29 protein-coding genes are annotated in these 23,635 nt (G+C 72.6%); 14 read left to right on the top strand and 15 right to left on the bottom strand.

What is annotated here, in order from left to right; genetic code table 11:
* Positions 1–56: 56 nt before the first annotated feature.
* The 5 genes from HNR73_RS32740 to HNR73_RS32720 form a co-directional block, all read right to left on the bottom strand.
* On the bottom strand, positions 57–449 hold the full coding sequence (locus tag HNR73_RS32740; protein ID WP_184791611.1) for an ASCH domain-containing protein: 393 nt from the start codon (positions 447–449) through the stop codon (positions 57–59).
* Between the two features lie 71 nt (positions 450–520).
* A complete protein-coding gene (locus tag HNR73_RS32735; RefSeq protein WP_184791609.1) occupies positions 521–1,177 on the bottom strand; it encodes a response regulator transcription factor in 657 nt (218 codons plus the stop codon).
* Entirely contained in the window at positions 1,162–2,475 is a 1,314-nt protein-coding gene (locus tag HNR73_RS32730) for a sensor histidine kinase (protein ID WP_239122225.1), read from the bottom strand. The genes HNR73_RS32735 and HNR73_RS32730 overlap by 16 nt, the downstream gene beginning before the upstream one ends.
* A gap of 27 nt (positions 2,476–2,502) precedes the next feature.
* Positions 2,503–2,733, bottom strand: coding sequence for a hypothetical protein (locus HNR73_RS32725; protein WP_184791607.1), 231 nt, complete (start codon positions 2,731–2,733; stop codon positions 2,503–2,505).
* Between the two features lie 131 nt (positions 2,734–2,864).
* Positions 2,865–3,788: an SDR family oxidoreductase gene (locus HNR73_RS32720; RefSeq protein WP_184791605.1), complete on the bottom strand. Its 924-nt coding sequence runs from the start codon at positions 3,786–3,788 to the stop codon at positions 2,865–2,867.
* 88 nt (positions 3,789–3,876) lie between these two features.
* Here HNR73_RS32720 and HNR73_RS32715 point away from each other — a divergent pair, with 88 nt between their 5' ends.
* Both HNR73_RS32715 and HNR73_RS32710 read left to right on the top strand, forming a co-directional pair.
* On the top strand, positions 3,877–4,440 hold the full coding sequence (locus HNR73_RS32715; protein WP_184791603.1) for a TetR family transcriptional regulator: 564 nt from the start codon (positions 3,877–3,879) through the stop codon (positions 4,438–4,440).
* A gap of 41 nt (positions 4,441–4,481) precedes the next feature.
* Positions 4,482–4,862: a hypothetical protein gene (locus HNR73_RS32710; protein WP_184791601.1), complete on the top strand. Its 381-nt coding sequence runs from the start codon at positions 4,482–4,484 to the stop codon at positions 4,860–4,862.
* A gap of 40 nt (positions 4,863–4,902) precedes the next feature.
* Here the strand turns inward: HNR73_RS32710 and HNR73_RS32705 are convergent, their stop codons facing one another.
* Positions 4,903–5,628 (bottom strand): TetR/AcrR family transcriptional regulator, encoded by a 726-nt coding sequence (locus HNR73_RS32705; protein WP_239122226.1) that lies wholly within the window; start codon positions 5,626–5,628, stop codon positions 4,903–4,905.
* A 24-nt stretch (positions 5,629–5,652) separates the two neighbouring features.
* On the opposite strand from HNR73_RS32705, the gene HNR73_RS32700 reads away from it, so the two are divergent.
* Together HNR73_RS32700 and HNR73_RS32695 are read left to right on the top strand one after the other, a co-directional pair.
* Complete coding sequence (locus HNR73_RS32700) at positions 5,653–6,780, top strand: FAD-dependent oxidoreductase (RefSeq protein ID WP_239122227.1); 1,128 nt, start codon at positions 5,653–5,655, stop codon at positions 6,778–6,780.
* A 72-nt stretch (positions 6,781–6,852) separates the two neighbouring features.
* Complete coding sequence (locus tag HNR73_RS32695; protein ID WP_184791597.1) at positions 6,853–7,302, top strand: VOC family protein; 450 nt, start codon at positions 6,853–6,855, stop codon at positions 7,300–7,302.
* Here the strand turns inward: HNR73_RS32695 and HNR73_RS32690 are convergent.
* On the bottom strand, positions 7,299–7,511 hold the full coding sequence (locus tag HNR73_RS32690; RefSeq protein ID WP_184791595.1) for a helix-hairpin-helix domain-containing protein: 213 nt from the start codon (positions 7,509–7,511) through the stop codon (positions 7,299–7,301). The two genes, HNR73_RS32695 and HNR73_RS32690, sit on opposite strands and share 4 nt — an antisense overlap.
* Positions 7,512–7,533: 22 nt before the next feature.
* The gene (locus tag HNR73_RS32685) at positions 7,534–9,174 is read right to left on the bottom strand and encodes an ABC-F family ATP-binding cassette domain-containing protein (protein ID WP_184791593.1); all 1,641 of its coding nucleotides are present in this window, start codon (positions 9,172–9,174) and stop codon (positions 7,534–7,536) included.
* Positions 9,175–9,482: 308 nt separating this feature from the next.
* Between HNR73_RS32685 and HNR73_RS32680 the strand changes: the two genes are divergently transcribed.
* The 9 genes from HNR73_RS32680 (at position 9,483) to ptsP (ending at position 17,004) form a co-directional block, all read left to right on the top strand.
* Positions 9,483–10,190 (top strand): type 1 glutamine amidotransferase, encoded by a 708-nt coding sequence (locus HNR73_RS32680; RefSeq protein WP_184791591.1) that lies wholly within the window; start codon positions 9,483–9,485, stop codon positions 10,188–10,190.
* Positions 10,191–10,425: 235 nt separating this feature from the next.
* Entirely contained in the window at positions 10,426–11,187 is a 762-nt protein-coding gene (locus HNR73_RS32675) for a DeoR/GlpR family DNA-binding transcription regulator (RefSeq protein ID WP_184791589.1), read from the top strand.
* The gene (pfkB, locus tag HNR73_RS32670; RefSeq protein ID WP_184791587.1) at positions 11,184–12,149 is read left to right on the top strand and encodes a 1-phosphofructokinase; all 966 of its coding nucleotides are present in this window, start codon (positions 11,184–11,186) and stop codon (positions 12,147–12,149) included. The genes HNR73_RS32675 and pfkB overlap by 4 nt, the downstream gene beginning before the upstream one ends.
* 11 nt (positions 12,150–12,160) lie before the next feature.
* The gene (mtlA, locus tag HNR73_RS32665) at positions 12,161–13,297 is read left to right on the top strand and encodes a mannitol-specific PTS transporter subunit IIC (RefSeq protein WP_184791585.1); all 1,137 of its coding nucleotides are present in this window, start codon (positions 12,161–12,163) and stop codon (positions 13,295–13,297) included.
* Positions 13,294–13,602 carry a PTS sugar transporter subunit IIBC family protein gene (locus HNR73_RS32660; protein ID WP_184791583.1) on the top strand — a complete coding sequence of 103 codons (309 nt, stop codon included), beginning with the start codon at positions 13,294–13,296 and terminating at the stop codon, positions 13,600–13,602. The genes mtlA and HNR73_RS32660 overlap by 4 nt, the downstream gene beginning before the upstream one ends.
* The gene (locus HNR73_RS32655; protein WP_221331245.1) at positions 13,589–14,044 is read left to right on the top strand and encodes a PTS mannitol transporter subunit IIA; all 456 of its coding nucleotides are present in this window, start codon (positions 13,589–13,591) and stop codon (positions 14,042–14,044) included. Before HNR73_RS32660 ends, HNR73_RS32655 begins: the two co-directional genes overlap by 14 nt.
* Positions 14,045–15,085 (top strand): zinc-dependent dehydrogenase, encoded by a 1,041-nt coding sequence (locus tag HNR73_RS32650; protein WP_184791581.1) that lies wholly within the window; start codon positions 14,045–14,047, stop codon positions 15,083–15,085.
* A 13-nt stretch (positions 15,086–15,098) separates the two neighbouring features.
* Positions 15,099–15,380 (top strand): HPr family phosphocarrier protein, encoded by a 282-nt coding sequence (locus HNR73_RS32645; RefSeq protein ID WP_184791579.1) that lies wholly within the window; start codon positions 15,099–15,101, stop codon positions 15,378–15,380.
* Positions 15,373–17,004 carry a phosphoenolpyruvate--protein phosphotransferase gene (ptsP, locus tag HNR73_RS32640; protein ID WP_184791577.1) on the top strand — a complete coding sequence of 544 codons (1,632 nt, stop codon included), beginning with the start codon at positions 15,373–15,375 and terminating at the stop codon, positions 17,002–17,004. The genes HNR73_RS32645 and ptsP overlap by 8 nt, the downstream gene beginning before the upstream one ends.
* 6 nt (positions 17,005–17,010) lie before the next feature.
* On the opposite strand, the gene HNR73_RS32635 is transcribed toward ptsP, so the two are convergent.
* Positions 17,011–17,667: a maleylpyruvate isomerase N-terminal domain-containing protein gene (locus HNR73_RS32635; RefSeq protein WP_184791575.1), complete on the bottom strand. Its 657-nt coding sequence runs from the start codon at positions 17,665–17,667 to the stop codon at positions 17,011–17,013.
* 53 nt (positions 17,668–17,720) lie between these two features.
* Complete coding sequence (locus tag HNR73_RS32630) at positions 17,721–18,530, bottom strand: SDR family NAD(P)-dependent oxidoreductase (protein WP_203686555.1); 810 nt, start codon at positions 18,528–18,530, stop codon at positions 17,721–17,723.
* Positions 18,531–18,637: 107 nt separating this feature from the next.
* On the opposite strand from HNR73_RS32630, the gene HNR73_RS32625 reads away from it, so the two are divergent.
* Positions 18,638–19,141 carry an RDD family protein gene (locus HNR73_RS32625; RefSeq protein ID WP_184791571.1) on the top strand — a complete coding sequence of 168 codons (504 nt, stop codon included), beginning with the start codon at positions 18,638–18,640 and terminating at the stop codon, positions 19,139–19,141.
* Here HNR73_RS32625 and HNR73_RS32620 read toward each other — a convergent pair.
* From HNR73_RS32620 to HNR73_RS32600, 5 genes are read right to left on the bottom strand one after another with little or no spacing between them, the layout of a single operon-like run.
* Positions 19,108–19,578, bottom strand: coding sequence for a ribosomal maturation YjgA family protein (locus HNR73_RS32620; RefSeq protein ID WP_184791569.1), 471 nt, complete (start codon positions 19,576–19,578; stop codon positions 19,108–19,110). The genes HNR73_RS32625 and HNR73_RS32620 overlap by 34 nt on opposite strands.
* Before the next feature lie 59 nt (positions 19,579–19,637).
* Positions 19,638–20,126, bottom strand: coding sequence for a sigma factor (locus HNR73_RS32615; protein ID WP_184791567.1), 489 nt, complete (start codon positions 20,124–20,126; stop codon positions 19,638–19,640).
* A gap of 27 nt (positions 20,127–20,153) precedes the next feature.
* Positions 20,154–21,116, bottom strand: a complete 963-nt coding sequence (locus HNR73_RS32610; RefSeq protein WP_184791565.1) for an extracellular catalytic domain type 1 short-chain-length polyhydroxyalkanoate depolymerase — start codon at positions 21,114–21,116, stop codon at positions 20,154–20,156.
* Complete coding sequence (locus tag HNR73_RS32605; protein ID WP_184791563.1) at positions 21,113–22,714, bottom strand: long-chain-fatty-acid--CoA ligase; 1,602 nt, start codon at positions 22,712–22,714, stop codon at positions 21,113–21,115. The genes HNR73_RS32610 and HNR73_RS32605 overlap by 4 nt, the downstream gene beginning before the upstream one ends.
* A complete protein-coding gene (locus tag HNR73_RS32600) occupies positions 22,711–23,616 on the bottom strand; it encodes an alpha/beta fold hydrolase (protein ID WP_184791561.1) in 906 nt (301 codons plus the stop codon). Before HNR73_RS32600 ends, HNR73_RS32605 begins: the two co-directional genes overlap by 4 nt.
* Positions 23,617–23,635 lie beyond the last annotated feature (19 nt).

Raw genomic sequence — 23,635 nt, 5'->3', positions numbered from 1 at the left:
CGGCGCATCCCCGTGCAGACGACCGTCCCGAGGCAATGGCGCCTCGGGGCGGTGTTTCACATGGGGAGGACCGTGAAGCGCAGGCAGGCTATCTCGGTCCCGTCATCGACGCGGGTGCCCTCGGCGGCCCAGAACTCGGCGTGGGTCTCCCGCCAGTGCTCGATCGAGGTGTGGCCTTCGCCCTCGTCGCGGGCGAAGGCGAAGGAGACCTCGGCGAACGGCACGACCGTGACGCCGGTGATCTCGACGGTGGCGGCGTGGGTGCCGTCGTCGTCGATCAGCGCCAGGCGTTCACCGAGGTGTTCGAGTTCCTCGCCCTCGTCGGCGTACTCGGCGAGCAGACCCGCCGTGGCGGTCTCACCGGAGAGGACGAGGTCGGTGAGCCATCGGCGCATCTCGCCGGGGGTGCCCAGTTCCAGGCCGCGCAGGCCGTCGACTCGGGGCCACATGTGGGTCTCCTGTGTTCGTCGCGAACTCGATCCCGCGGAGTCCAGGGCGGCGTCGACGCCCCCGCCTCCGATCACTCCTCGGCGCCCGCGCTCAGATACGTCAGCACCGCCCGCACCCGCCGGTTCGTGTCGTCGTCGGCGGAGAGCCCGAGCTTCGCGAAGATCGTCGTCGTGTACTTGCTGATCGCGCCCTCGCTCAGGAACAACCGGCCCGCGATCGCCGTGTTCGACAGGCCCTCGGCCATCAGCTCCAGCACCGAGCGTTCCCGCCCGGTCAGGGCGGCGAGGGGATCGGCGCGTTCCGGCCGGCCGAGCAGCCTCGCCACGACCGTCGGGTCGAGGGCCGTCCCTCCGGCGGCGACGCGTTCGACGGCGCCGATGAACTGCTCGGCGTCGAGGACGCGGTCCTTCAGCTGGTAACCGATCCCGCCGTGGCCGTCGGCGAGCAGTTCGCGCGCGTACAGCTGCTCGACGTGCTGCGACAGGATCAGCACCGGCAGACCGGGCACCTGCCCGCGTGCCTCCAGTGCGGCCTGCAGGCCCTCGTCGGAGAAGGTCGGCGGCAGCCTTACGTCGACGATCGCGACGTCGGGCCGGTGGGCGAGGAGCGCTGCGAGGGCGGCCGGCCCGTTGTCGACGGAGGCGACGACTTCATGCCCGAAGGCCTCCACGAGACGCACGAGCCCGTCGCGCAGAAGGAACAGGTCCTCGGCTATGACAACGCGCACGGCACCGCCACCCGCACGCTCGTCGGCCCACCGGCCGGACTGTCGATCGCGACGCGGCCGTCGAAGGCCGCCATCCGGCGCTCGATGCCGCTGAGACCCGAACCGGGTGAGGCCGCGGCCCCGCCCACACCGTCGTCGGTCACCGTCGCGGTCAGCATGCGGTCACCGTAGTCGAGGTCGATGACGACCCGGGTCGCCCCGGCGTGCTTGGCGACGTTGGCCAGCAGTTCGGCGACGGCGAAGTACAGCGCCGCCTCGACGGGCCGCTCGGGCCGCGACGGGACACTGCTGCGGACGGTGACGGGCACCGCCGCGTCGAGCGCGAGCGCCCGCACGGCGTCGACGAGGCCGCGTTCGGTGAGCACCGGCGGGTTGATGCCGCGGACCAGCGAGCGCAGTTCGTCGAGCGCGGCGGCCGAGGCGGCGCGCGCCTCGGCGAGGATGGCCCTGGCGGCGGCCGGGTCGGTTTCCACGAGTCTTTCGGCGGCGCCCATCGACATGCCGAGCGCGACGAGTCGTGCCTGCGGCCCGTCGTGGAGGCCGCGCTCGATGCGTTCCAGTTCGGAGGCCTGCGTCTGGGTGAGGTCGGCGCGGATCGCCTCCAGTTCCTCGACCCGCTGTCCGGGCCGGGCGGGGGCGGGTCCGAGGAGCCGGGGTGCCAGGGGCAGCACGATGCGCCACGCGAAAGGCGCCGACGCCAGGCCCAGTACGAGCAGCGCGACACCGGCCGGCCATGGGTTCGCGACCGCGAGGAAGGCTCCCGCGGCGAGCGCGGCGAGGGGCAGGGCGGCGACGGGCAGGATCGTCACGATGGACCCGAGGAGCCAGCGGAGTTCGCGGCGGGCCTGTGGGTCGCGCTTGCGGGCTTCCCACGTGGCGCGGCGGCGTGCTTCGCGCTCCGATTCGTAGTATTCGAAGCCGTTCCACCAGTAGCCGGTCGCCATGTGCGTCACCTGTGGGAGGGGCGTGTAGGCGGCTTCGATCGGGGTGCCGAGCCAGCCGCCGATGATCCGGCGTGCGGCGGTGGTCAGTGCCCGTCCGGCGAAGGTCCACGTCGCCCACACCGCGACGCTCGTCCAGAGCAGGGCCATCCCGACCTCGCCCGTGGTGGCCAGGAGGCCGACCAGCGGTGGCGGGGAGGCGTCTTTGGACCAGCCGAGCGCGAAGCGCAGTCCGCCGACGGCGACGCCGACGCCGATCACGGCCATCGGCGCGGTGAGCGCGATGAGGATCGCCGACCGGCGCAGCCCGAGCGGGATCGCGAGCATCGGCCCGGAACCTCTTCTCGTCTCCTTCATGATCGTCCCAGTCTCCTCCATCGCGGGTCAGCGCTCACCGGCGTATTCGACGGTGGTGACGCGCGCCCGGCGCCGGGCCACGGCGCCGCTGATCCACAGGATCGCGCCGACGGCGGCCAGCACGACGCCGTGGACCAGCAGGCCGGGTGCGGCCACGGCGGAGACGGCGATCCACAGGATTCCGGCGAGGGCGCAGGTGACGCCGGAGACGACGCGACGGCGGGGGCTGAGTTTGCCGAGCAGCAGCAGTACGAACATGGTCTTCTCCGTCCTCGGTGGTGCGGGGCGCACCGGCCGACATGACGAAGTTATGGAGGATCGGGGGCGGCGGGTATCCGTCCAGACCCCGGGTGGGGTGGGGCTGGGCCCACTCCTCCCGGGTGGCGATGTCAGGTGTGGAAGTAGTGACCTTTGCCGAGGTCTTCGATGAGGCCGGGTCCGGTCGGTGACCAGCCGGTCCATGCGCGGGTCAGGGTGCTCGACGCGGGCATGTCGGTGCCCAGGAAGGCGCCGATCCAGCCGAAGTGGGCGCTCGCTTCCTCGGGGGTCAGGGCGGTGACGGGTACGCCGAGGTGGCGGCCGATCACCTCGGCGATGTCGCGGACGGCGACGCCTTCGTCGGCGACGGCGTGGAGGGTCGCACCGGCCTCGGCGTCTTCCAGTGCCAGGCGGAACAGGTGGGCGGCGTCGTCGCGGTGCCCGGCGGGCCAGCGGTGGGAGCCGTCGCCGATGTAGGCGGAGACTCCGGTGGCGCGGGCGATGCCGATGATCGCGGAGATGAAGCCGGGGTCGCCTTCGCCGTGGACGGTCGGGGGCAGGCGCAGCACCGAGGAGCGCACGCCGCGGGAGGCGAGGGTGCGTGTGAGGTCGGCGGTGGCCATGCGGGCGCGTGGGCCGTCGTCGAGGCGGGCGGCGGGGTCGGGTTCGACGCCGTCGCGTTCGGTGGTGACGCGGCCGGGGGTGATCCCGGGCAGGCCGGAGGCGATGACGAGTGGGCGGCCGGTGCCGGCGAGGACGTCGCCGAAGACTTCGACGGCGGCGCGGTCGGCGGCCGCCGCGCCCTGGAAGTCGCCGGTGAAGGCGATGTCGTGTTTGAAGGCGAGGTGGACGACGCCGTCGCTGGCGGCGGCGGCGTCGCGCAGGACGTCGAGGTCGTCGAGGGTTCCGCGGCGGACCTGGGCACCGGCCCTGGTCAGCGCCTCGGCGGAGGGTTCGGAGCGGGCGAGGCCGGTGACGCGGTGGCCTGCGCCGATGAGTTCGGGGACGACGGCGGAGCCGATCCAGCCGGACGCGCCGGTGACGAATACGTGCATGGGGGGACCTCCCGGTCGATTGATGTCAGTCACTGACATCGACGGTAGCACGCTGATGTCAGTGACTGACATCCTCTAGGCTGAAGGCATGAGTCGCTGGGAGCCCAACGCGCGCGAGCGCCTGTCCGAGGCCGCGCTGGAGCTGTACGCCGAGCGCGGTTTCGAGCAGACCACCGTCGCCGAGATCGCCGGGCGGGCCGGGCTCACCGAGCGCACGTTCTTCCGGCACTTCGGCGACAAGCGCGAAGTCCTGTTCGGCGGCGCCGAGAAACTCCTCGACCTGCTGGCCGAGACGGTCGCGGCGGCACCCGCAGGGGCCGCGCCGATCGAGGCCGTGGCGGCCGCCCTCGCCGCCGCCGGGCGCCTGATCCGCGACCCGGTCCACTCGCGGAGGCGGCAGGCGGTCATCGACGCCAACGCCGAACTCCGGGAGCGCGAGCTGATCAAGCTGGCGTCCTGGGCGGTCACGCTCACGGCGGCCCTGCGGGACAGGGGCGCGCCCGAGGGCGTGGCGCACCTCGCGGCCGAGACGGGCGTCGCGGTGTTCAAGGTCGCCTTCGGGCGATGGCTCGCCGAACACGGCGAGGCCGACATGCCGGCGCTCGTGCGCGACTGCTTCGCCGAACTGAAAGGCGTGACGGCGGGCCTGTGAGTCGTTGACGTCCGGTCCCGGGCGCCGATAGCGTCCGTCCAATGTCGACACCTGATCGCCGTCACGTCCTGCGCGCCGTGGCCGCCGCCACGGCAGGCGCCGTGGTCGCCACGACCGTCCCCGCCTCGCCCGCCGCGGCGGCCGAGGTCTTCACCGACGAGCGCGTCCCGTCGCTGCCCGGCTGGACCGAGGCCGAACGCACCGATTACCGACACATCCGCGCCGCCGGGTTCACGCCCGAGGAGGCGGTGTGCTGGCTGCTCACCGCCCGTGCGGGCGGGGCGTTCTTCGGCCTGCCCGTGCAGCACCCCTCCGAGATCCCCGAGGTCGTCACCGCGATCCACGAGATCCAGAACAAGCTGTTGTCGCGGCCGACCTACCGGATCTACCGCGACCAGTATGAGGGCGACGCGATGGCATGATCCCGAGCCCTGAACCGCGGCTCCGCCCCGGAGCCGCCGTTCAGGCGCGGGGGCGGCCGGTGACGCCGTCGACGACGGCGGCCAGGTTGTGGTGGAAGGTCTCTTCGGCGTTGAGGTGGGCGCCGTCGACGACGAGCCTGGCCACGGTGGGGTAGCGGCCCGTGTCGAGCATGCGCGTCAGGTAGGGCCCGAGGGCGGCCTGCCAGGCGGCCTCGTCGGTGCCGGTCGAGCGGGCGGTACGCCGCTCGGTGATCTCCCTGCGGAGCGCGCCGATGATGAACCCGTTGACGGCGCCCAGGGCGCGCTGGAGATCGTCGATCCCGTCCAGTCCGGGCGCCTGGGCGAGCGCCGCCGCGGTCGCCTCGCCGACGGCGAGTGCGTGGGGTCCGAGGTGCGGCCGGGCTCCGAGCAGGTCGGCGAACCATTCGTGTGCGAGCGCGGCTTCGCGGGTTCGGTGCGCGATGGTCAGGACGGTGGAGCGCCATGTGGTGTGCGGGTCGCCGTCGGCGATGCGGGCGTAGACGGCGTCGACCATCAGGTCGAGCAGTTCGGATCTGTTGAGGACGTAGTCGTAGAGCCGCATCGGGCCGACGCCGAGTTCCTTGGCGATCTTGCGGATCGACAGTCCGTCGAGGCCGTGTTCGTCGGCGACGCCGATCGCGGTGGCGGCGATCTTCGTGCGGCTCAGGGTCACCGGTGCGGCCCGGGGCTGGGGTTCGGGTCGTTCCCAGACGGGCAGGGGCGTGTTACCGTACGACGTATCCATAAGGTACATCGTACGGTAACGGAGATGAAGATGCGCATCGCTATCGCCGGTGGCGGCCTCGGCGGCTTGACGCTGGCCCGAATCCTGCACTTGAACGGCATCGAGGCGGTGGTCTACGAGCGTGAGGCGAGCCGGACCGCGCGCTCCCAGGGCGGCATGCTCGACCTGCACCCGGAGTCGGGGCAGCGGGCCCTGGCCGAAGCGGGCCTCGCCGGGCGGTTCCGCTCCGAGGCGCGGCCGGAAGGCGAGGAACACCGCATCCTCGACACGGCCGGGCGCACGCTCGTGCACCACGTGCCCGAACCCGGCTCCTTCTCCGGGCGCCCGGAGATCGACCGCGCGGTACTGCGCGACCTCCTGCTCGAATCCCTCCCCGAGGGCGTGGTGGCCTGGCGGCACCGGCTTCTCGCGGCGGCGCCACGGCCCGGCGGCGGCTTCGGGCTGACCTTCGAGGGCGGGCACACCGCCGACTGCGACGTCCTCATCGGCGCCGACGGCGCACGCTCGGCCGTCCGGTCGCTGCTGGCCGACACGGCGCTGTCGCCCGTGGCCACCCTGGTCGAGCTCACCATCGGCGATGCCGACCGGCGCCACCCGAAGCTCGCCGAACTGGTCGGCCCGGGAAACCTCTGGTGCGTCGGCGAGAACCAGATCCTGGCCGCACAACGCCTCGGCGACGGCGGCATCAAGGTCGGCGTGTCCCTGCGCGCGACCGACCGCGACCTGGACGCCTACCGCGGCAAGCGGGACCTGCTGGACCTGTTCGACGGCTGGGACCCCGGCCTCACCGCCCTCATCGAAGCAGGCGACGGCCCGCCGATCCCGCGCAGGATCGAGGCCATGCCCACCGACTTCCGCTGGGCCCACCGGCCGGGCGTCACCCTCATCGGCGACGCCGCCCACCTCATGCCGCCGGTCGGTGAAGGCGCCAACCAGGCCATGCTCGACGGCGCCGAACTCGCCGCGCGGCTCGCCGCCGGCCCCGATCCCGACACCGCGATCAGGGCCTACGAGGAGGAGATGTTCGCCAGGATCGGCCCGATCGCGGAGATGTCGGCGCGGGTCCAGGCGATGATGCTGTCCCCGACGGCGGCCGAGGACCTCGTCCGCTTCTTCGCGCCACGACCCGCCGAAGCGGCCACCGTGGACTGACGCCGACGCGCGAGCCGAGGGTGAACCGCCGTCGGCTTGCGCTCCTGATCACTAACCGGTATAACTGGTTACATGGCATTGAACTGGAAGCTCGTCATCGACACCGAGAACGCGCCGGTGCTCGCCGACTTCTGGGCCGCGGCCCTGGAGTACGAGGTGGAGGACCCCACGGCGCTGATCGACCAGCTGCTGGCCGCCGGGCACCTGCCCGAAGCGGCCGTGGTCGAGCACAACGGGCGCAAGAACTTCCGCGGCCTGGCCGCCGTGCGGCACCCCGGCGACCCCTTCGACCCCGTCAGCGGCATCGGGCAGGGGCGGCGCCTGCTGTTCCAGGACGTCCCGGAGAAGAAGTCGGTCAAGAACCGCCTGCACATCGACGTGCACGCCGAAGACGGCCTCGACGCGCTCGTGGCGCGCCTCGAAGGACTCGGCGCGACCAGGGTCGGCGAAGTCGACCAGGGACCCGCCGGGCACTGGTGGGTCATGAGCGACCCGGAGGGCAACGAGTTCTGCGCGGCCTAGGGCCCCTCGTCCTCGGCGAAGGCCAGCCCCCGCCCGGTCAGCTCCTCACCGAGGATCCGGATCGCCTTCGGCCCGACCCCGTGGATCCGCAGCAGGGTCCGGGCCGACACGCCCGTCAGCTGCTCGTAACGGGTGTAGCCGTTGAGCGCGAGTTCGCGCGTGGCGACCTTGCCGATCCCGTGCGGGAACTCCGTCTCCGCCTGCTCCATCGCGCTTCCTTCCCCGCCGGGGTCACCGTCTCGACCAGGCTAAGCGCCGGTTGCGACGAAAGCCGGTGTCCCGCAGCTCCCCGTCGAGCTCGACCCACCGGGTGATCCCGAGCGCGTCGAGGAACGCGATGTCGTGCGACGCCACGATCAGCGCGCCCCGGTAGGAGGCGAGGGCCTCGACGAGTCCCCGCACGGAGGCCAGATCGAGGTTGTTCGTCGGCTCGTCCAGCATCAGCAGCTGCGGCGCCGGTTCGGCGAGCATGAGCGCGGCCAGGGAGGCCCGGAAACGCTCGCCGCCGGAGAGCACGCCGACCGCCCGGTCGGCACGCTGTCCTTTGAACAGGAACCGGGCCAGGCGCGCGCGGATCTCGTTGTCGGTCGCCTCGGGCGCGAAGCGCGCGACGTTGGCCGCCACGCCGAGGCCGTCGTCGAGAACGTCGAGCCGCTGCGGCAGATACCGCAGCGGCACGTGCGCGACGGCTTCGCCGGCGCACGGCCGCAGCTCCCCGGCGATCGTGCGCAGCAATGTCGACTTGCCCGAACCGTTGCGGCCGACGAGCGCGACCCGCTCGGGACCGCGGATCTCGAACTCGCCGCGTACCCTCGCGCCGTGCTCGGGGACCAGGTCGCGCAGCGTGAGCACGCTGCGGCCGGCGGGCACCGCGGTGTGGGCGAGGTCGACGCGGATCACGTCGTCGTCGCGGACGGCCTCGACCGCCTCGTCGAGCCGCTCGCGGGCCTCGGCGAGGCGCTCCTCGTGCATGATCCGGTGCTTGCCCGTGGAGACCTGCGCCTGCCGTTTGCGGTTGCCCATGATGACCTTCGGCTCGCGCTTGGTGTCCCACTTCTTCTGCCCGAAGCGCCGCCGCCGCGCCAGTTTCACCTGGGCCTCGGCGAGTTCGCGCTTCTGTTTGCGCAGGTCCGACTCGGCGACCCGGACCATGCGTGCGGCGGCTTCCTGCTCGACGGCCAGCGCCGCCTCGTAGGCGGAGAGGTTCCCGCCGTAGGAGACGATCTCGCCGTCGCGGAGGTCGGCGATCTGGTCGACGCGTTCCAGCAGGGCGCGGTCGTGGCTGACCACGACGAGGACGCCCCGCCACGCCTCGACCGCCGCGTAGAGCCGGTGGCGAGCGGGCAGGTCGAGGTTGTTGCTCGGCTCGTCGAGGAGCAGCACGTCGGGCCGGCGCAGCAGCAGCGCGGCCAGCCGCAGCAGCACCGACTCGCCGCCGGACAACTCGCCGACGGTCCGGTCGAGTCCGATGTGGCCGAGTCCGAGCCCTCCGAGGGTGGCGGTGGCGCGCTCCTCGGCGTCCCAGTCGTCGCCGATGGTCGCGAAGTGCTCCTCACCGGTGTCGCCGTCGCCGATCGCGCGCAGGGCGGCCCGGACGGCGGCGATGCCGAGGGCCTCGTCGACGCGCGGTTCGGTCGTGAGCACGACGTTCTGCGGCAGGTATCCGATCTCGCCGGTGACCTCGACGGCGCCTTCGGTGGGACTCAGTTCGCCGGCGACGAGGCGCAGCAGGGTCGACTTGCCCGAGCCGTTGAGGCCGATCAGCCCGGTCCGGCCGGGTCCGAAGGCGCCGCTGAGGCCGTCGAAGAGCGGTGTTCCGTCCGGCCAGACGTGGACGAGGCCGGTGAAGGTGATGGTGGTATCGGTCGACATGGGGTCCTCGCGAGTGCTCGAAGCGAACGGGACGGTCACGTTCGAGACACCGGGTGCGCGTCGACGTCGGGAGGGCGGGGCTCGTTCGAAGTCGCGCACGGGACGCCGGTGGGGCGCCGGGTGCCTCAAGACTTCAGACGAGCAAGGGCCCACTCCCTTCGACGGTGGCCGGGACCGGCTACGACTCTCGTGGACAACGGCCGGAAGGTCAACTTTGTTTCGGGGCGGGTACTCCACGCCCGGAGTGTCACGTCGAAGGGCACGATTCCCGCGAGCCGTGCCGTGCGCGGGAGGCGTAGCGTGTCGGCATGATCGAGCCGCGTGTCCTCGTCGTCCAGAACCATGAGGGCGGTGGGCCCCGCCGTGTCGGCGAGTGGCTCGTCGAGGCGGGTCTGCGGCTCGACCTGGTCCATGGGCCCGAGCGGGCTCCGTCGGAGACGGCCGTTCACGACGCGGTGCTCGTGCTCGGTGGCGGATTCATGCCCGACGACGACGCGCGGGCGCCGTGGCTGGCCGCGACGCGCGCGATCGTGCGCAGGGCCCTCGACGAGGGCACGCCGATGCTGGGGATCTGCCTTGGCGGGCAGCTGCTGGCGCACGTCGCCGGGGGAGTGGTCGAGGCCGACGTCGGCGCGCCCGAGACCGGCAGCGTCCCGATCCGGGTCCGCGCCGAAGCCGAGGACGACCGCCTGTTCGGCGGGCTTCCCCCCGTCGTCACGGCGATCGAGCATCACATCGACGCGGTGACCAGGCTTCCCGAGGGCGCCGCCTGGCTGGCCGAGACCGACATCTGCCCGTTCCAGGCCTTCCGGGTCGGTGAGGTGGCGTGGGGAACGCAGTTCCACCCCGAGGTCGCCCCGGACTCGCTGCTGTCGTGGGACGCGGAGAAGCTGCGGGCGCAGGGTCTCGACAAGGCCGCCGTGTACGAGGCCGCGGTCGCCGACGAGCCGCTGGCGACGCCGGTCTGGCGGAGCGTCGTCGGCAGGTTCGCCGAGGTCGTGCGCGAGCGCGCCTGACGTCCCACCGCGTCGCGGGCCGCCGCATCGGGCCCCTTTGACAGTCACCGCATCGCCTTCGCGAGCCGGCACCCCGCCGGAGCGTGGAGGCGATGCCCGTTTCTGTCTGTTCGCCGCGCCCGGGTTGCGTGATGGTGCCTCCGGAAATGCTTCTGTGGCAAGGAATCCGCTCTTGACTTCGCCCAAGCTCGGGCGTAAACAGAAGAGATACAAAACGAAACGGCGGTGAAACCACATGTACGCTGAGGAACGGCAACAGGAGATCGTCCGCATCGCGCGCGCCGGCGGGCGCGTGGAGGTGGCCGGTCTCGCCGAAACCCTCGACGTGACCGCGGAGACGATCCGGCGGGACTTGACGACGCTGGAACGCGCCGGCGTGCTGCGCCGGGTCCACGGTGGGGCGATCCCGGTGGAGAGACTCGGTTTCGAGCCCGCCCTGGCCACCCGCGACACCGTCCTCACCGAGGAGAAGGAGCGCATCGCCAAGGCGGCCCTCGCCGAGGTCCCCGCGGACGGCGCCGTCATCCTCGACGCCGGGACGACCACCTCGCGGCTGGCGCACGCGCTGCCGGCCGACCGCGAGCTCACCGTCGTGGTCAACTCCCCGGTGATCGCCACGCTCCTGGGCACCCGCCCCAACCTCAACGTCCTGCTCCTCGGCGGGCGCCTGCGCGGCAAGACCCTGGCGACCGTCGACGACTGGGCACTGCGGCCCCTGGCCGACATGTACGTCGACGTGGCCTTCCTCGGCACGAACGGCTGCTCGGTGGAGCGCGGCCTGACCACACCCGACCCCGCCGAGGCGGCGGTGAAGCGCGCGATGATCCGCGCGGCCCGCCGCTGCGTCGTGCTCGCCGACCACACCAAGATCGGCAACGACTACCTGGCCCGCTTCGGCGCGCTGGCCGAAGTGGACACGCTCATCACCGACACCGGTCTCGACACCGGCCTCGCCGAGGACATCGAGGCCAACGGCGTGCGGGTGGTGCGCGCGTGATCGTCACCGTGACGCTCAATCCCAGCCTCGACCGGGCCGTCGACGTCGAGCGCCTCGTCCGCGGTGAGGTCATCCGCGCCGCCTCGGCGCACCTCGATCCCGGCGGCAAGGGCGTCAACGTGTCCCGGGCACTGCTGGCCAACGGGGTCTCGGCCCCCGCGGTCCTGCCCTGCGGCGGGGACGAGGGCGCGCAGATCATGCGGCTGCTGCGTGACGAGGGCGTCGACGTGCGCTCGGTCCCGATCGTCGGGCGCACCCGCTCCAACATCACCCTCGCCGAACCCGACGGCACCGTCACCAAGATCAACGAACCGGGTCCGAGCCTGTCGCCCGCCGAGTTCGAACTCATCACGACCCGGGCCCTGACCGCCGCCGTCGACGCCACCTGGGTCGTCATCTGCGGAAGCGTGCCCCCCGGCCTGCCGGTCAGCGCGTTCGCGGGCCTGTGCCGCCGGGTGGTCGACTCCGGCGTGCGCCTGGCCGTCGACACCAGCGGCCCGGCCCTGCGCGCCGCCGCCGAGGCCGGCGCGGATCTCCTCAAACCCAACCGGGAGGAACTCGCCGAAGCCGTCGGCCGGGTCCCGGCCACGACGGCCGAGGTCGTCGCGGCGGCCCGGGAACTGCGCGCGCTCGGCGCGGGCACGGTCCTGGCCAGTCTCGGCGCCGACGGCGCCCTGCTCGTCGGAGCCGACGGCGTGCTCGCCGGCGAGGCCGACGTGCCCGTCCCCCGCAGCTCCGTCGGGGCCGGCGACGCCCTTCTCGCCGGGTTCCTCGCCGCCGGAGCCGCGGGCGCCGACGCGTTCGCCGAGGCCCTCGCCTGGGCCGCGGCGGCGGTCAGCCTGCCGGGCAGCCGCATGCCCGGACCGGCCGACCTGCGCCGGGACCTGGTGCGCGTCCACCACCTGCCGGACGGTGTCCGGCCCCCGAACACTCCGGCGGCCGCAGCCCCGGATCGTCCCTGAGGGAGACAGCAATGAGCGACTACACACCACAGGTCACCGGCACCGGTTTAAAGGCCTCCGTCCAGCGCGTCGGCGGTTACCTGGCGGGCATGGTCATGCCCAACATCGGCGCCTTCATCGCCTGGGGCCTGATCACCGCGCTGTTCATCCCGACCGGCTGGATCCCCAACGAGCACTTCGGCGAACTCGTCGGCCCGATGATCAAGTTCCTGCTGCCCCTGCTCATCGGCTACACCGGCGGCCGGATGGTCCACGGGCAGCGCGGTGCCGTGGTCGGCGCGGTGGCCACCGTCGGCGTCGTGGTCGGCGCCGAACAGCCGATGTTCCTCGCCGCAATGGTCATCGGCCCGCTCGCCGCCTACCTGCTCAAACTCTTCGACGGTCTCCTCGAAGACCGGATCAAGCCCGGTTTCGAGATGCTCATCGACAACTTCTCCGCCGGGATCCTCGGCGCCGGGATGGCGGTGCTCGGCGCCTGGGTCATCGGCCCGGTGTTCCGGGTGGTCACCGACGCCGCCGGTGACGCGGTGAGCTGGCTGGTCACGCACAACCTCCTGCCCGCCTCCTCGGTCCTGGTCGAACCGGCGAAGGTCCTTTTCCTCAACAACGCCATCAACCACGGCGTGCTCGGCCCCCTCGGCGCCGCCGAGGCCGCCGACACCGGCAGCTCGATCCTGTTCATGATCGAGTCCAACCCCGGACCCGGTCTGGGCCTGCTGCTGGCCTTCATGTTCTTCGGGCCGCGCGCCCTGCGCCCGAGCATCCCCGCCGCCGCCACGATCCAGTTCCTCGGCGGCATCCACGAGATCTACTTCCCCTACGTGCTGATGAAGCCGCGGCTGATCCTCGCGGCGATCCTCGGCGGCGCCGCCGGTGTCGCGACCTTCATGGTCACCGGCGTCGGACTCGTCGCCACACCCGCGCCGGGCAGCATCTTCGCCTGGATGGCGGTCACGCCCAAAGGCGACTGGTTCGGCGTGATCCTGGGGATCGTCATCTCCGCCGCCGTGAGCTTCGCCGCCTCCTCGGTCCTGCTGGGCTTCGGTCGCGGCGAGAAACGGGCCGAACAAGAGGAAGCGGAAGCCACCACCGCCGTACCCGCCCCGCGGGGCACCGTCCCCGCCGAAAGCCGAAAGGCAAGGACATGACCACCATCAACGGATCGGCGATCAAGACGCTCGTCGTCGCCTGCGACGCCGGCATGGGCAGCAGCGTCATGCTGGCCGGTCAGCTCCGCCGTCAGCTCAAGAAGAACGGCGTCACCGTCGTGCACGCCGCCGTCGCCGAGATCCCCGTCGAGGCCGACGTGATCGTCACCCACCAGGGACTCGCCGACCGCGTCCGCGGCGTCGCCCCCGACACCGTCATCGTCTCGATCCAGCTGTTCATCGGCGACCCGGCCGTGGCGCGGCTCGTCAGCGCCATCCAGACCGGAAGTGATGTCGGTGAATGACGCCCTGACCGGCCTCCTCGACGACCGCGCCATCCGGCTCGCCGAGACCGCCGCCGACCGTGACGACGCCGTCCGCCGCTGCGGCGAGGCGCTCGTCGCGATCGGCGCCGCCAAACCATCCTATGTGGACGCCATGCTGGCCCGCGAACGCTCCGTCTCCACCTATGTCGGAGAAGGCGTCGCCATCCCGCACGGCACGCTCACCTCCAAAGAGGACATCGAGCGCGACGCCCTGGCCGTGCTCCGCTTCCCCGACGGCGTCGACTGGGACGGCGAGCGCGTCACCGTCTGCGTGGCCATCGCCGCCCGCGGCGACGGACACGTCGCCCTGCTCGGCGAGCTCGCCCTGGTCCTGCTCGACCCCGAACGCGCCCGCCTGTTGCGCGCGGCGACCGAACCCGACGACGTGCGCCGGCTGCTCACGCCGGACGAGGAGGAATAGATGAAGGTGGTCCGTTTCCACGCGCCAGGCGATGTCCGGATCGAGGACGCGCCCGAGCCCGTACCGGGGCCCGGCGAGGTGCTCATCCGGGTCCGCGACTGCTCGACCTGCGGGACCGACGTCAAGATCTCCCGCTTCGGGCACCACCACATCGTCCCGCCGCGGGTGATGGGCCACGAGGTCGCCGGTGAGGTCGCCGGACTCGGCGACGGGGTCGGCGGGTGGGCCCCCGGCGACCGCGTCCAGGTCATCGCGGCCATCCCCTGTGGACAGTGCGGGGAATGCCGGCGCGGCCGCATGTCGGTCTGCCCGAAGCAGGAGTCGATGGGCTACCACTACGACGGCGGCTTCGCCGAGTACATGGTGGTCCCCGCCAAGGTCCTCGCCGTCGGCGGCCTCAACCGGATCCCCGACGGGCTCGGCTTCGCCGAGGCCTCCGTCGCCGAACCCCTCGCCTGCGTCATCAACGGCCAGAACCTCGCCCGCGTCGGTGACGGCGACGACGTCGTCGTGATGGGTTCGGGCCCGATCGGCTGCCTGCACGTCCGGCTGGCCAAGGCCCGTGGTGCGCGGCGGGTGTTCCTCGTCGACATCAACGCCGAACGCCTGGAGATGGCCGCGGCCCTCGTCCGGCCCGACGCCACCGTCCACGGCGGGGACACCGACGCCGTCGAGGCCGTCCTGAAACTGACCGAGGAACGCGGTGCCGACGTCGTCATCACCGCCGCCGCCTCGGGTGGTGCCCAGGAGCAGGCGATCGCGATGGCCGCGCGGCGGGGCCGGATCAGCTTCTTCGGCGGCCTGCCGAAGGACGCCCCGATCATCGCCTGCGACTCCAACCTCGTGCACTACCGCGAACTGACCATCGTCGGCGCCAACGGATCGAGCCCGGCGAACAACGCCGAGGCGCTGGCCCTGATCGCCGGCGGAGCCGTCCCCGTGAGCGACCTGATCACCCACCGCCTGCCCCTGTCGGCCGCGGTCGAGGCCTTCGACCTCGTCGCGCGCGGCGAGGCGATCAAGGTGACGATCGAACCCTGACCGAGGAGCCATGATGCCGTCTCGAACCGTCGCCGTCGCCTCCGCGAGCGGCCTCCACGCCCGTCCCGCCGCCCTGTTCGTCAAGGCGGCCAAAGCACAACCGGTCGCGGTGACCATTCAGGCCGGGGGCAAGGCCCCGGTCCCGGCCGGCAGCATGCTGCACGTGCTCGCCCTCAGTGCGGGGCACGGCGCCGAGGTGACGATCGCCGCCGAGGGCGAAGGCGCCGAGGAGGCCCTCGACGCCCTGGCCGCGCTGCTCGGCACCGACCTCGACGCCACGTCCGGCCATGACTGAGCCACTGCGCGGGATCGCCGCGGGCCCCGGCCTGGCGGCGGGCCCGGCCCACCGGATCGCCGCTCGCCCGGCGCTTCCCCCCGCCGTCTCGGTGTCCGATGTGGACGCCGAGACGGCGAGGGCACTGGGCGCGCTGAAGACCGTCGCCGACGACCTCGGCGCACGGGCCGCCGCGGTGGCGGGCACGGTCGCCGCCGACATCCTCGACGCGCAGGTCATGATGGCCGAGGACGCGATGCTCGGCGAGGACGTCGCCGCCCGGGTGGGCGCCGGGACCGACGCCCCGCACGCGATCACCGAGGCCCTCGCCGTCCACCGTGCCGCCTTCGAGGCCGCGGGCGGTTACCTGGCCGAGCGTGCCGCCGACCTCGACGACCTGCGCGATCGTGCCGTCGCGGCCTGTCTCGGGCTGGCCATGCCCGGGATTCCCGCGCCGGGCCGCCCGTTCGTGCTGGTCGCCGCCGACCTCTCGCCCGCCGACACCGCCGGGCTCGACACCGGGCAGGTGCTCGCGCTGGTCACGGCTGAAGGCGGACCGACCAGCCACACCGCGATCCTCGCCCGGGCACTCGGGCTGCCCGCCGTCGTCGGCTGCGCCGGAGCGCTCGACATCCCCGACGGCACGCTGGTCACCGTCGACGGCACACGCGGGCTGGTCGAGACCGGCGTCGACGAGGGCACCGTCGCCGGGATCCGCGCGGAGGAGACCGCCCGTCGCGCACGACTGTCGGCCACGAGCGGACCCGGCCGCACGTCCGACGGTCATCCCGTGGCGTTGCTGGCCAACGTCGGTTCGGCCGAAGACCATCTCGACGGCGCGGAGGGCATCGGCCTGTTCCGCACCGAACTGCGCTACCTCGACCGCACCGAGGCGCCCGGCTTCGACGAGCAGGTCGAGGCCTACACCAGGGTGTTCCGGGCCATGCCGGGCCGCAAGGTCGTCGTCCGCACCCTCGACGCGGGCGCCGACAAGCCCCTCCCGTTCCTCTTCGCCGATGGTGAACCCAATCCCGCCCTCGGGGTGCGCGGCCTGCGCGTCGCCCGCCGCCACCCGGAGATCCTGCGCGTCCAGCTCGACGCGATCGCGACCGCCGCGAGCGCCGCCGGGGCCGATGTCGCGGTGATGGCGCCGATGGTCGCCACCGTCGCCGAAGCCGCCGGATTCGTCGCCCGGTGCCGCGCGGCGGGAATCGCCAAGGCCGGGGTGATGGTCGAGATTCCGGCCGCCGCCCTGCGCGCCCGGCCGATCCTGGAGGTCGTCGACTTCATCAGCGTCGGCACCAACGACCTCAGCCAGTACACCCTCGCCGCCGACCGCCAGTGCGCCGAACTCGCCGAGCTCCTCGACCCCTGGCAGCCCGCGCTGCTCGATCTGCTGGCCATGTGCGCGCGGGCCGGGGCCGAGACGGGCAAGCCCGTCGGCGTCTGCGGGGAGGCGGCCGCCGATCCGGCCCTGGCCGTGGTGCTGGCCGGGCTGGGGATCGACAGCCTTTCGATGTCGGCGCGGGCCATCCCGGCCGTACGGGAGGCCCTGGCCGCGCGGACGTTCGCGGAGTGCCGTGCGGCGGCCGCGGCGGCGCTGGCGGCCGGCGACGCGGAGGGAGCGCGCGCGGCGGTGGGGTGACCGGACTCAGCCCAGGTACAGGGGCAGTTTCTCGGCGAGTTCGCCGAGGGCGTGGTGTTCCTCGACGCCGGCGGGGCGGCGGCCGGTGCCGACCAGCAGCGCGTCGGTGTCGCTCATCGACGCCGGGAACGCCGCCCCGGCGATGCGTTCCAGCAGCGCACGGGTCGCCGCGAGGGTCTCGGCGGGCGGTGGGGCCGCCGCGTCGAGGTGGGCGTTGAGGTCGAGGTGGTGGAGTGTCCATTCGAGGACGTAGGCCGACAGGTAGTCGTCGACGCTCACGACCTCGTCCTGGGTGCCGACCAGCGCGGTCCGGTCGGCGAGCGCGGCGGCGCGTCCGGCGGCCGTGCCGAGGTCGTCGAGGTGGAACTTGAGCCATCGGGGTTCGCCGTAGGCGGCGGCGAGGCGGGGGATGAGTGCGGCGAGGGGGTCGTCGCCGCTGGGGGGTTCGGCGCTGACCTTCCAGTAGGAGGCCGCGTCGACGGTCGGGGGGCCTTCGGCGGGGGTGACGAGGGTGATCAGCACGTCCTGGGCGTCGATCACCAGGTGGCACGCGAGGTCGCGCACGAGCCAGCCCGTGCAGCCCGAGGGGCGTCCGAAGTCGTCGTCCTTGGTCTCGGCGACCGCCGTGAGCAGCGCGGTCCACGAGCGCGAGAAGAGATCCACCCGGCGGATGCTAGTTCCGTACCGCATGACGGGCAAGTCCGTTTCGGGTGTTTTCAGGTGAGGAGCGCGGCGGAGCGGTCCCACAGGGCGGTGGCGAGCGCGTCGTCGAGTGCCTGGGGGTTGACGCGTTTGGCCGGGCGGCGTTTCTCGTAGTAGGCGCCGGGGGTCCAGTCGGTGCCGGGGGTGCTTTCGGCGAGCCAGACGAGCTGGTCGGCGCCGCGTTCGGAGCCGGTCATGAAGGCGCGGCCGATGGGGCTGCGGTAGAAGTGGCGCATCGGGCTCGTCGACTCCGAGGCGAAGCCGGTGGCGACGACGCCGGGGTGGAACGCGGCGGCGGCGAGGCCCTGTTCGCCGAAGCGGCGGTGGAGTTCGCGGGTGAAGAGGATGTTGGCGAGTTTGGCGGTGCCGTAGGCGCGTTCGGGGGTGAAGTCGCGGTCGTGTTCGAGGTCGTCGAGGTCGAGGCGGCCGAAGGCGCGGGCGGCGACGCTGGAGGTCTGGAGCACCGTGGCGCGTGCGGCGATCAGCTTGTCCAGCAACAGGTTCGTCAGCAGGAACGGTGCCAGGTGGTTGACCTGGAAGGTCTTCTCGTGGCCGTCGACGGTCTTGGTGGGGTCGCCGAAGATGCCGCCGGCGTTGTTGGCGAGCACGTCGATGCGGGGGTACGCCTCGTCGAGCGCGGTGGCGAGGGCGCGGACGTCGTCGAGGCGGGCGAAGTCGGCGAGGTGTGCGTCGGTGCCGAGTTCGGTGGCGACGGCGGCGGTCTTCTCGGGTGAGCGGCCGACCACGACGACGCGGTGCCCGTCGCGGTGCAGCCGCCTCGCGGCGGCCGCGCCGATGCCGTCGCTCGCGCCGGTGATGACGATCGTCTTGGCCATGCCGTCATCCTTCCCGATGCCGGGCGGTGCCCGGTGGGTGAACCCGGGGTCGGCGCGGGAACAATTCGTGGAGATCGCCCGCTAGCCTGTCGGCCATGGCCCCACGGAAGATCGAGACCTTCGGCAACGGCACGCCCTACATCGCGGCGGGGGCGTGGGCCGGGTTCTTCGCCTGGCTGATCGACTTCGTGGTGTTCGTGTTCGGTTTCCTCGCCGGGTTCGTGGCGCTGGCGGGAGTGCTCAGCTCCGACGACGTCGGTGGTGGTGTCGTCATCGGGATCATGGGCGGTCTGCTCATCGGGGTGCCGCTGCTCTACGGCGGCCTGTTCTATCGCGGTGGCCGCGCGCTCGGCGGTGTCGTGACCGGCACGCGCCTGGTGCGGATCGCCGACGGCGAGCGGATCGGTGCCAAGGGCCCCTGGGCGATGCTGGTGCGGACCATCCTGCTCCCGGCGATGCTCATCGGCGTGCTGGCCGGTGGTGGCACCGTCGACGGGACGCAGCAGCGGGTCGGCATCGACGTGGCGCGCACCGGCCGGATGCGCGCCGAGCGCCAGGCGGGGATCTATCCGCCGCGTGAGGCGCGCCCGATCCGGTGATCGGCCCGCGCCTCGGTGGGCACCGATTCCTCTGACGAACGTGCGCGAGCACGAAGGAACAGATGCGCGGCCACCAGCGGGACGACGCCGAGGGGGTACCAGACGACGTCGGTGAGGTCGAACTGAGAGCCCAGCAGCTGGCGGGCGAACCAGCTGTGCTCGGAGATCATCGCGGGTACGGGGGTGAGCTGCGCGAACTCGGTGCACCAGCAGTACGCGATCGCGACGCCACCGGCGAGCAGCGGGGAGACCGGCGGCCGGACGAAGACCACGATCGTGTAGACGATGGCCCCGGACAAGGCGGCGCCCGAGTACTGCCCGACGGGCCCGTCCCACACCGCGCGGATCGCGTAGGCCGCGCCCGCGAAGCAGGCGGCCATCACGACCATCGGCAAGCGGATCCGGAGCGGCCGTGTCCAGCGTGGAGCGAGCGACATCGCGCCATCGTAGGCGGCGGCGCGGCCGTCTGGTAGCGGGCCGTTGCCCGGGGGCACGGTCACGCGCCCGGTGTGCCCCGACCGTAGGTCGTGAGGACCGCCGCGCCCACGTGCTCGGCCGACAGTGTCTCCAGGTGCACCGGGGGACTCCCGGCGGGGAACAGGCGCTCGCCGGTGCCGAGGACGGTCGGGAAGGTCAGCAGGCGGTATTCGTCGACGAGGTCGGCCGCCGTCAGGGCGTGCACGACGCTCAGGCTGCCGGTGACGACGACGTCGCGTTTCTCGCGTCGGACCGCCACGTCGGCCGAAGGCGCGCCGATCCCCGAGGGGAGGGGCCGGCGCGCCCGGCCTTCGAGTGCGGTCAGGCAGCCGTTCGTGGCGATCCGGTGGAGCCAGGTGCGGACCGGCGCACGCGTGGCGTCGTAGCGGTCGCGGGCCTTCCAGGCGCGCAGCATGGTGTCCTGGGTCAGGTCCTCGGCCTCGTGGATCGCGCCGGGCATCCGGTAGCAGTGGGCGACCAGCTCACCGCGGTAGACCTCGAAGTTCACCCGGCCGTGATGGCGCGGGTGTTCATCTCACCCGCGCGGGTGAGCCAGGAAGAAGTCCCAGGTGATGCCGCTGGCGTCGGGACCGGCGGGGTCGCCGTACAGGCTGCAGGAGCAGCCGCCCGGGTAGGAGTGCCCGGCGCCGTCGATCATGTACAGCTCCAGCATCGAACCCGTGCCAGGCCCGCCGTAGACGGAGTGGGTGTAGGTGCGGCCTCCCGGTGCCGTGCGGTGTGCGACGGACTCGGCGACGTCGTCCACGTCGCCGTCGTCGCGGCCGTCGACGGCGAGGTCGTCGGTCTGTGCCCACTGCGCGATCACGCGCCCGGCCGTCGACGGCGGCACGACCGGGTCGGCGGTGCCCTGGAACACCAGTACCGGTACCGGGCGTGCGCGCGAGCCCATCTCGCGGTAGGCGGCGAGGCCCTGTGCGTCGGGGTCGGTGCCGCCGAGGACGTCACATTGGTACTCGCAGCCGGCGCCCATCGCGACGGCGGCGTAGACGTCGGGGTAGGTGGCGCCCATGATGCCCGACATCACCGCGCCGGCCGAGATGCCGGTGACGTAGGTGCGGGCGGTGTCGACGGTGTACTGCGAGCGGACCTTCCGGGTGATCCCGGCGATGATGGAGGGCTCGCCGAGGCCGCGGTGCCGGTTGGTCGGCAGCGTCCAATTCCAGCACTGGGCGGGGTTGGCGAGTGTGCTCTGGTCGGGGAACACGACGATGAAGCCGCGCTGTTCGGCCAGTGCGCTGAAGCCGGTGAGCAGGTCGAAGCCGAAGCTGTTCTCGGTGCAGCCGTGCAGGGCGACCAGGAGCGGCATCGGCGTGCCGGGACGGTAGGTCGACGGGACGTAGCCGTGGTAGTCGCGGATTCCGGCGAGGTTGGCGTAGGCGCCGTAGAAGTAGCGGCCTTCCGCCGCCTGTGCCGGGGCGGCGACGGTGGTGAGCAGCGTGGCTAATGCCGCCGCGAAGGTGAGCAGTCTTTTGATCATCTCGGGGGTCCTTTCTCTTCGAGGGACGCGCGCAGGGTCTTCTTGTCGAACTTGCCGACGCCGGTGCGGGGGATCGCGGTCAGCAGTTCCATCCGCTCGGGCAGTTGCCAGCGCGCGAAACCGTGGCCCAGCAGGTGTTCCCGCAGGCTGTCGAGTTCGGGCGCGCGGCCGGGCGCCGGGACGACGCAGGCCAGCGGCCGTTCCTGCCAGCGCGGGTCGGGGACGGCGACGACCGCGGCCTCGGCGACGTCGGGGTGGCCCATGAGGGCGGCCTCCATGTCCACCGAGGAGATCCACTCGCCGCCCGACTTGATCAGATCCTTGGTGCGGTCGGCGATGCGGATGTAGCCGTAGGGGCTGCCGACGGCGACGTCGCCGGTGGCGAACCAGCCGTCGGTGAACTGCCCGGCGCCTTCGCCGTGGAGGTAGCCGTCGACGACCCACAGGCCGCGGACGTGCAGCGCGCCCATGGTCTCGCCGTCCCAGGGGATCTCGGCGCCGTCGTCGTCCCTTATGGACACCGCGACGCCGGGGGAGGCGAGCCCGGCCTGGGAGCCGACTTCGTCGAGGACGCGTTGGTGGTCCCAGTGCCGCATGTGGTGTTTGGGCCAGGCGACGCTGCCCAGTGGCGAGGTCTCGGTCATGCCCCACGCCTGGACGAGCGGGATGCCGAACTCCGCGCGATATCTGTCCACAAGGGACCTCGGTGGCTGAGCTCCGCCGCAGATGACGTGCCGCAGGGCGGGCAGCCGCAGGCCGGTGGCGCTGAGGTGTTCGGCGAAGTCGAGCCAGACCGTCGGTACGCCCGCCGAGACGGTGACCTCCTCGCGGAGCATGAGCTCGGCGAGGCGGGCGGGGGTGAGCGGACCGGCGAGGTAGACCTGTTTGGCGCCGACCATCGTCGCGGCGTACGGCATTCCCCAGGCGTTGCCGTGGAACATCGGCACCACGGGGAGACCGCAGTCGCCGGGTCCCAGACCGAGCCCCGAGCCGGAGGCCACGCCGAAGGCGTGCAGCACGGTGGAGCGGTGTGTGTAGACCGCGCCTTTCGGGTTGCCGGTCGTGCCGGAGGTGTGGCAGATCCCCAGTGGACGGTTCTCGTCCCACTGCCTGCGCGGGTATCCGGGTTCGTGCGCGGCGATGAGGCCCTCGTAGTCGGTGAGACCGGGCAGGTCGGCCTCGGTGTCTCCGTACACGATCACGTGCCGCACCCGCCCCAGGCCGCCGGCCTCGCGGGCGGCGAGCAGCAGCGGGACCAGTTCGGCGTCGACGAGGATCGCCTCGTCGCCGCCGTGCTCGATGACGCGCGCCAGTTCGGCCGGGGCGAGCCGCAGGTTGAGGGTGTGCAGCACGCGACCCGTCGCGGGCACGGCGAAGTAGGCCTCAAGGTGGCGGTAGGAGTTCCAGGCGAGCGTGCCGACGACGGCGTCCTCGGCGAGGCCGAGACCGTCCAATGCGGACATGAGCCGTTCGGAGCGGTCGCAGAAGTCGCCGTAGGTGTGGCGGTGGACGCCGCCGTCGGGGAGGCCGGTGACGATCTCGACTTCGCGGTGGTGGCGGGCGGCGTGGTCGAAGACGGCCCAGATGTTGAGGATCATGCCCGCTCCTTTAAGCGGTCGCACGCGTCGGCGAAGGCCAGCACGGCCTCGGCGACGGTCGTGGCGCCGGGGTCGTCCATGGCGATCGTGTAGTGCGTCGTGCCGGGCAGGAGCCGGTCGGTGAAGTTCGCGACGAGCCCGGCGGCCGGGCTCGGGTCGGCGATGAGCCCGGGATGGCCGGGCAGGAAGCCGTGTTCGGCGCGTAGCAGCAGGACCGGCACCGTCAGCCCGGCGAGGCGCTCGGACAGGACCTGCGGGTCGAGGCTGTCGGCGAGGTCGGCGGCGACGGCCTCGGCCGACGCGCGTGGCCGCAGGGCCGGGGGTTCGCCGCCGAGGTCGTAGCGCAGGTACGCCTCGATCCATGCGCGGCCCGGGCCCTCCCAGCTTTCCTTCGGCAGCACCGGAAGCGCGCGCCAGAAGTCCAGATAGGACTCGACGTCGGGGTAGATCTGGTCCAGGCGCGCCAGCTGGGGCGCGAGGAGCTGCTCCACCGGGACGGGCGGCGCGGGAACCGGGACCCCGCCGTCGATGAGGACGAGGCCGCTGACGCGCTGCGGGTACATCGCGGCGAGGGCGACCGCGACGTAGGCGCCCATGGAGTGCCCGACGACGACGCTCTCGCCGAGACCGAAGGAGGCCATCGCGGCGGCGACGTCCTTGGCGTGCTGGGCCATGCCGAAGGGGCCGTGTTTGTCGGAGCGGCCGCGTCCGCGCAGGTCGAAGGCGAGCAGGGGGCGCCGCCCGGCGAGCCGGTCGGCGATGCCGGCGAAGTTGACGTGGGAGGCGGTCAGTCCGTGCAGCGCGACGACGGCCGGGCCGCGCCCGGGCCAGTGGCCGAAGGCGAGGTCGGCGCCGTCGGCGGTGACGCGGCCGCGCGCGGCCTGGTCGAGGGTGATGGCCATGGACACTCCCATACGAACG

Origin of the sequence: Phytomonospora endophytica (genome assembly GCF_014202425.1) — a bacterium.
Taxonomy (GTDB): Bacteria; Actinomycetota; Actinomycetes; order Mycobacteriales; family Micromonosporaceae; genus Phytomonospora; species Phytomonospora endophytica.
Note: the sequence above shows the minus strand (reverse complement) of the source record. Positions and strands in the feature narration are given on the sequence as shown.